A 6,832-nucleotide genomic window follows, 5' to 3' on the forward strand; every position below is an offset into this window, starting at 1 on the left:
GACCCGCCGTTGCCGGCCGGGACGCCCCGGCGGGCGGCCGCGGCACCGGCCGCGGCCTGCGCGGCGGCCGGACCGCCGGAACCACCGGGACCCGGCTTGCCGGGCGCCTTCTGGCCGCCCTGCGCGACGTCGACGGGGAGCATGACCAGCGCGGTCGTGCCACCGGAGTCGGACGGGCGGAGCTGGATGCGGATGCCGTGACGCTGCGAGAGGCGGCCGACCACGAACAGACCCATGCGGCGCGACACCGAGACGTCCACGGTGGGCGGCGCCGCCAGGCGCTCGTTGATGGCCGCGAGGTCCTCGGGGGACAGGCCGATACCGGTGTCGTGGATCTCGATCAGCACCCGGCCGTCGGGCAGCGCGTGACCGGTGACCTTGACCTTCGTCTGCGGCGAGGAGAACGACGTCGCGTTCTCCAGCAGCTCGGCGAGCAGGTGCACGAGGTCGTTGACGACGCGGCCGGCGACATCGGTGGCCGGCACGGCGGCCAGCTCGATGCGCTCGTACTGCTCCACCTCGGACGCGGCGGCACGCAGCACGTCGACGAGGGGCACAGGGCGCGTCCAGCGACGGCCCGGCTCCTCACCGGCGAGGACGAGGAGGTTCTCGCCGTTACGGCGCATGCGGGTCGCGAGGTGGTCGAGCTTGAACAGCGACGACAACTGGTCCGGGTCGGCCTCGCGGGACTCGAGCTCGGAGATGAGCGACAGCTGGCGCTGGATGAGGCCCTGCGAACGGCGCGAGAGGTTGGTGAACATCGCGTTGACGTTGCCCCGCAGGAGGGCCTGCTCGGCGGCGAGGCGGACCGCCTCGCGGTGCACGTCGTCGAAGGCCGCGGCCACCTTGCCGATCTCGTCGCGCGAGTGCACACCGACCGACTCCACGGACGTGTCGACGTCCTGCGGGTCCGACTCGGAGAGCTCCTTGACCAGCTCGGGCAGCCGGTCCTGGGCGACCTTCGTCGCGGTGTCCTGCAGTCGGCGCAGCGAGCGGATCATGGACCGCGCCACGACGAAGGCACCGACGAGGGAGACGCCGAGCACCAGGAGGATCAGCGCACCGTTGATGATCGCGGACCGCTCCGAGGCGTTCCGCAGCTCGCGGGCCTGCTGCTCCATCTCGTTGAGCAGCGTCAGCTCGATGCTGGACATCTGCTGGATGCGGGAGCTGTCGGCGTCGACCCAGTCGCGGTAGGAGCGCTTGTCCTGGGTGCGCAGACCGTTCTTGTCGCGCAGGACGCGCTCGGCGTAGCTGTCGGCCGCCTTGATCGTCGCGTTGTTCTCGTCGAGGGGCTTGAGCAGCTCCTCGGCGGAGACGTTGCCGTAGACGCTCTTGAAGGAGTCGAGCTGCGAGTCCTGGTTCTCCTGGGCGGCCTTGGCGTACTGCCGGTCCGTCTCGGAGAGCGAGCCGAAGCTCTTGCTGTTGGGCGGCAGCGCGGCGGCGATGATGGCCCGCTGCTCGGACGCGTACTCCTTGGCGGAGGAGAAGGCCGCCAGGGCGCGGGTGCGCTGGATCATCTGCGGGTTGCTGGTCGCCTGCGCCATGTCGGTCGACAGGGAGAGCAGCTGCGTGATGATGCGCGAGTACGCCTCGACGGTCTGCGAGGAGTTCTTCCGGTCGGCGTACGCGTCCTGGCGGATCTCGTTGAGTCCGATGAGGTCACGGGCGATCTGCACGGCGTGCTCGCGCACACCGTTGAGGTTGCCGGAGCCGCCGTCGCTCTCGATGTCCGTCGTGGACTGCAGGAAGGTGTCGCGGGCGAGCTTGGTCTTGTTGCGCGCGGCCTTGATGTTGAAGTCGTCGTCGGCCTTCGTGCCGTTGGCCAGCGGGCCGGCCGAGACGTCGCGCTCCTCCTGGAGCGCCGAGGCCAGGTCGGTGGCCTGCTTCGTCATCTCGGTGAGCAGCTTCATGTTGTCGAGCTGCTCGATGTCGCTGAGGGACTCGCCGATGCGCAGCGCGCCCAGTGAGGTCGCCGCGACGACGGGGAGCGTCAGGAGCGCCACGAGGCGCGTCGAGATGCGCCAGTTGCGCAGGGCTATTCGCGATCCTGGGCCCGTGGGGCCCTTCGCCTTCACCGAGGGCGCGGCCGGCATGGCCGGGCCTGCCTGGCCCTTGCCCGAGCCGGGCCGCCCGTCGCGCTCCGGAGCGTCGACGGACGCCGTGCGTCCCGGGTTCTGGGCGTGCGGGGGCTGAGAACCGCCGGCCGTCGGACCGGTCCCGCCGCGCGGCTCCGGCTCCGCCGCAGCGCTGCCATCCCTGTTCTTACGTCCCTGCACTAGCGTCGCAACCTCTGGACCAGGCGCCCGTCCGTGTGCACGGACAAGGCGGTGTCGGCGTCGTTCGAGGGGCGACCTGAAACGCCCCCCTGTGGTCGTGAGTGACCGGCGCTGGCTCCCCCTTCTCCCGCCGCAGCTCGGCGCTTCTTCGCGCCCCCGTGCGCCGGTTCGATACCCGCGGCGGTCCCGGGAATTCCAGCACAGAGCAGGATCTCCAACAAGGCCCGAGCACTGTGGCCCACGCCCCGTGACGCGGCGTGAAGGGAACGTCACGAGGCGTGGAAAATGATCTAGGAGAAACCGGGCGAACCCGTGCACAGTCCGTACGGGAGGGGGGTGTCCCAGTCGCCATGATCGGGAGTGGAATGGCGGCTTCACGTACGGAATGTCCGATTCATGGGTCAAGATCGTCAGTCCGGAACGCCCCTTTTGATCCGTACTCAGTGAGCAAACTCACACAGCGACGATCACAACTTCCTGTCTTTCGACGGGAATCAGATGTTTAGCCTGACGCTTTGCAGGGATGGCCCATCCGACGACCGAGAAGGTTCCTGAGCACAGTCATGAAGACGACGATGATGTTCCACAAGATCGCCAACCCGCAGCGGACCACGCTGGCGCACCTGAAGGACGCCGACGACATCCAGGCCGCCCCCGCTGTGCCGGAACACTCCGTCGAGCTCCCGACGAACACGGCCAACCCCAAGCGCACGATCCTGATGGTGGCCCCCGAAACGGTGCAGGCGGCCTGAGAGGTGTCAAGCCCCGAAGCGTTAGCCTGGAGCCCGGTCAACCCAATCCCGGGCCCACCGCAGAACGTGAAGAGGGGCGCAGCCACCCGTGCGCATCGCCAGATTCTCCATCGACGGGAACGTCGCCTTCGGCGCGGTCGAGGGCGACAAGCCTGACGAGCTGGTGCTCGACATCATCAAGGGCATCCCGTTCGCCGACTTCGAGCTGAGCGGCACCAAGGTCCCGGTCGGCAAGGTCCGCCTGCTGCCGCCCGTGCTCCCGAACAAGGTCATCGCCTTCGGCCGCAACTACGCGGAGCACGCCAAGGAGCTGGGCCACGAGGTCCCCGACGCCCCCTTCGCCTTCTTCAAGCCGTCGACCTCCGTCATCGGCCCCGGCGACGCCATCCAGTACCCCTCCTTCTCCGAGGAGCTGCACCACGAGGCGGAGCTCGCCGTGGTGATCGGCCGGATGTGCCGCGAGGTCCCGCGCGAGCGCGCGAACGACGTGATCCTCGGCTACACGGCTGCCAACGACGTCACCGCCCGCGACGTGCAGAAGCGTGAGAAGCAGTGGGCGCGTGCCAAGGGCTTCGACACGTCCTGCCCGCTGGGCCCCTGGATCGAGACGGACCTGGACATCAAGGCCGCCTCCGACCTCACCGTCCAGTGCACGGTCAACGGCGCGCAGCGCCAGCTCGGCCGCACGTCGGACATGATCACGCCCATCGCGGACCTGATCGCGAACATCTCCGAGGCCATGACCCTGCTCCCGGGCGACGTCATCCTCACGGGCACCCCGGAAGGGGTCGGCCCCCTCAACGTCGGCGACGAGGTCGCCGTCACCATCGAAGGCATCGGCACTCTCACCAACAAGGTTGTCAAGCGTGGCTAGCGCATCCGCCCCAGCAGTCCGTGTCCGTTTCTGCCCCTCGCCCACCGGTAACCCCCACGTGGGCCTGGTCCGCACCGCCCTGTTCAACTGGGCCTTCGCGCGCCACAACCAGGGCACCCTCGTCTTCCGCATCGAGGACACCGACGCGGCCCGCGACAGCGAGGAGTCGTACGAGCAGCTCCTCGACGCGATGCGCTGGCTCGGCTTCGACTGGGACGAGGGCCCCGAGGTCGGCGGCCCGCACGCGCCGTACCGGCAGTCGCAGCGCATGGACATCTACCGGGACGTCGCCGAGAAGCTGGTCGCCGCCGGCAAGGCGTACCCCTGCTACTGCTCCACCGAGGAGCTCGACGCCCGCCGCGACGCCGCACGCGCCGCCGGCAAGCCCTCCGGCTACGACGGCCACTGCCGCGACCTGAGCGACGAGCAGAAGGCCGCCTACGAGGCCGAGGGCCGCAAGCCGATCGTCCGCTTCCGGATGCCCGACCGGACGATCACCTTCACCGACCTGGTCCGCGGCGACATCACCTACGAGCCGGAGAACGTGCCGGACTACGGCATCGTCCGCGCCAACGGCGCCCCGCTCTACACGCTCGTCAACCCCGTCGACGACGCCCTGATGGAGATCACCCACGTCCTGCGCGGCGAGGACCTGCTGTCCTCCACCCCCCGCCAGATCGCGCTCTACGACGCGCTCAAGGACCTGGGCATCGCCAAGATCACCCCGGAGTTCGGCCATCTCCCCTACGTCATGGGCGAGGGCAACAAGAAGCTCAGCAAGCGCGACCCGCAGAGCTCCCTGAACCTCTACCGCGAGCGCGGCTTCCTGCCCGAGGGCCTGCTCAACTACCTGTCGCTGCTCGGCTGGTCCCTGTCGGCCGACCGCGACATCTTCTCGGTCGAGGAGATGGTGGCCGCCTTCGACGTCAAGGACGTCCAGCCCAACCCGGCCCGCTTCGACCTCAAGAAGTGCGAGTCGATCAACGGCGACCACATCCGCCTGCTCGACCCCAAGGAGTTCGCGGCCCGCTGCGAGCCCTGGCTCCAGGCACCCGTGGCGCCCTGGGCGCCCGAGGACTTCGACGAGGCCAAGTGGCAGGCCGTCGCGCCGCACGCGCAGACCCGCCTCAAGGTCCTCTCGGAGATCACGGACAACGTGGACTTCCTCTTCCTGCCCGAGCCCGTCGCCGACGAGGCCAGCTGGAACAAGGCCATGAAGGAGGGCTCCGACGCCCTGCTCACGACGGCCCGCGAGAAGCTCGACGCCGCCGACTGGAGCTCCCCGGAGTCCCTCAAGGAGGCCGTCCTCGCGGCCGGCGAGGCGCACGGGCTCAAGCTCGGCAAGGCGCAGGCGCCGGTCCGCGTCGCCGTGACCGGCCGCACCGTCGGCCTGCCCCTCTTCGAGTCCCTCGAGGTCCTGGGCAAGGAGAAGGCGCTGGCCCGCATCGACGCCGCCCTGGCGAAGCTCGCCGCGTGACATCCCGCGTGTGACCACGCGCCACCGAAGGCCGGAACCCCCGCGGTTCCGGCCTTCGGCCGTTTCCGCCCCCGGGAGCCGCCGCCGCGACGTACGGTCGACCCATGCCGATCAGAGCCGTCGTGTGGGACGTCGACGACACCCTCTTCGACTACGCGAACGCGGACACCGCGGGCATGCGCGCGCACCTCACCGCGGAAGGACAGCTCGACGCCTTCGGCACGGTGGAGCGGGCGCTCGCCCGCTGGCGTGAGCTGACCCGCGTGCACTGGGCCCGCTTCGAGGCCGGTGTCACGGACTGGGAGGGCCAGCGCCGGGACCGGGTGCGCGGCTTCGTGGACGCCGCCCTCGACGACGCGGCGGCCGACGCCTGGTTCGGGCGCTACCTCGTGCACTACGAGGCCGCCTGGAGCCTGTTCCCCGACACGGTGCCCACCCTCGACCGGCTCGCCGCCGGGTACCGCCACGGGGTGCTCTCCAACTCCTCCCTGCACAACCAGGACCGCAAGCTGCGCCTGCTCGGTGTGCGCGACCGCTTCGAGGCCGTGCTGTGCGCCGCGGAGCTAGGCGTCGCCAAGCCCGCCGCGGCGGCCTTCCACGCGGTCTGTGCCGAGCTGGAGCTGGCCCCGCACGAGGTCGCCTACGTGGGCGATCAGCCGGACACGGACGCCCGCGGGGCCGTGGAGGCGGGCCTGACGGGCATCTGGCTGGACCGCGCGGCACAGGGCGGCCGGCCCGAGCTCCTCCGCGTCACCGGCCTTGACCAGCTGCCGGCGCTGCTGGCGGGCGATACCCGTTTTGGAGCGCCGGACACCTTCAGGTAATGTTCTTCCTGCGCCGAGGGGAACGGGCCGAAAGGCCGAAACCCCGAAGCGCAAGCCGAGCAAGATCCCCTCGGGGGTTGAGCCTTGGTGGCCTATGGTGTAATTGGCAGCACGACGGTTTCTGGTTCCGTTAGTCTAGGTTCGAGTCCTGGTAGGCCAGCTCGCAGAGCTCATCTGCACCGTGGATTCCAGATCCACAAAGCCCCCGTTGTGTAGCGGCCTAGCACGCTGCCCTCTCAAGGCAGTAGCGCCGGTTCGAATCCGGTCGGGGGTACAGATCCTTCCCGCGGGGACAGATCGGGTCGCACCCACTGTCTCTGATGCAGGATCGCTAGGGCCCCCGTTGTGTAGCGGCCTAGCACGCCGCCCTCTCAAGGCGGTAGCGCCGGTTCGAATCCGGTCGGGGGTACTGGTCTAAGCCACATTGGTCTAAACCACCATGGCCTATGGTGTAATTGGCAACACTACGGTTTCTGGTACCGTCATTCTAGGTTCGAGTCCTGGTAGGCCAGCTCGCAGAGCTCATCTGCACCCGCGGATCCGATCCGCAAGGCCCCCGTTGTGTAGCGGCCTAGCACGCCGCCCTCTCAAGGCGGTAGCGCCGGTTCGAATCCGGTCGGGGGTAC

The 6,832-nt window shown here is 69.4% G+C and carries 5 protein-coding genes and 5 tRNA genes; 9 read left to right on the top strand and 1 reads right to left on the bottom strand.

Translation table 11 applies throughout. The annotated features are described in order from the left end of the window. On the bottom strand, positions 1-2,279 hold a 2,279-nt coding region (locus tag GTW43_RS17565; RefSeq protein ID WP_161302966.1), incomplete at its 3' end, for a nitrate- and nitrite sensing domain-containing protein. A 563-nt stretch (positions 2,280-2,842) separates the two neighbouring features. Here GTW43_RS17565 and GTW43_RS17570 point away from each other — a divergent pair. The 9 genes from GTW43_RS17570 to GTW43_RS17610 all read left to right on the top strand — a co-directional run bounded on the left by GTW43_RS17570 (position 2,843) and on the right by GTW43_RS17610 (position 6,831). After that, the gene (locus tag GTW43_RS17570) at positions 2,843-3,031 is read left to right on the top strand and encodes a hypothetical protein (protein WP_161302967.1); all 189 of its coding nucleotides are present in this window, start codon (positions 2,843-2,845) and stop codon (positions 3,029-3,031) included. An 88-nt stretch (positions 3,032-3,119) separates the two neighbouring features. Next, positions 3,120-3,905 carry a fumarylacetoacetate hydrolase family protein gene (locus GTW43_RS17575; protein ID WP_161302968.1) on the top strand — a complete coding sequence of 262 codons (786 nt, stop codon included), beginning with the start codon at positions 3,120-3,122 and terminating at the stop codon, positions 3,903-3,905. After that, the gene (gene gltX, locus GTW43_RS17580) at positions 3,898-5,382 is read left to right on the top strand and encodes a glutamate--tRNA ligase (RefSeq protein ID WP_161302969.1); all 1,485 of its coding nucleotides are present in this window, start codon (positions 3,898-3,900) and stop codon (positions 5,380-5,382) included. The genes GTW43_RS17575 and gltX overlap by 8 nt, the downstream gene beginning before the upstream one ends. Before the next feature lie 104 nt (positions 5,383-5,486). Continuing rightward, positions 5,487-6,206 (top strand): HAD family hydrolase, encoded by a 720-nt coding sequence (locus GTW43_RS17585; protein ID WP_161302970.1) that lies wholly within the window; start codon positions 5,487-5,489, stop codon positions 6,204-6,206. An 88-nt stretch (positions 6,207-6,294) separates the two neighbouring features. Further along, positions 6,295-6,366: transfer RNA gene (locus GTW43_RS17590), tRNA-Gln, on the top strand. Between the two features lie 41 nt (positions 6,367-6,407). Next, positions 6,408-6,480 (top strand) — tRNA-Glu (locus GTW43_RS17595). 62 nt (positions 6,481-6,542) lie between these two features. Then, positions 6,543-6,615, top strand: a tRNA-Glu gene (locus tag GTW43_RS17600). A 31-nt stretch (positions 6,616-6,646) separates the two neighbouring features. Beyond that, positions 6,647-6,718, top strand: a tRNA-Gln gene (locus GTW43_RS17605). 40 nt (positions 6,719-6,758) lie between these two features. After that, positions 6,759-6,831, top strand: a tRNA-Glu gene (locus GTW43_RS17610). Position 6,832: the final 1 nt, after the last annotated feature.

This window comes from Streptomyces sp. SID5785 (assembly GCF_009870065.1).
Lineage (GTDB): Bacteria > Actinomycetota > Actinomycetes > Streptomycetales > Streptomycetaceae > Streptomyces.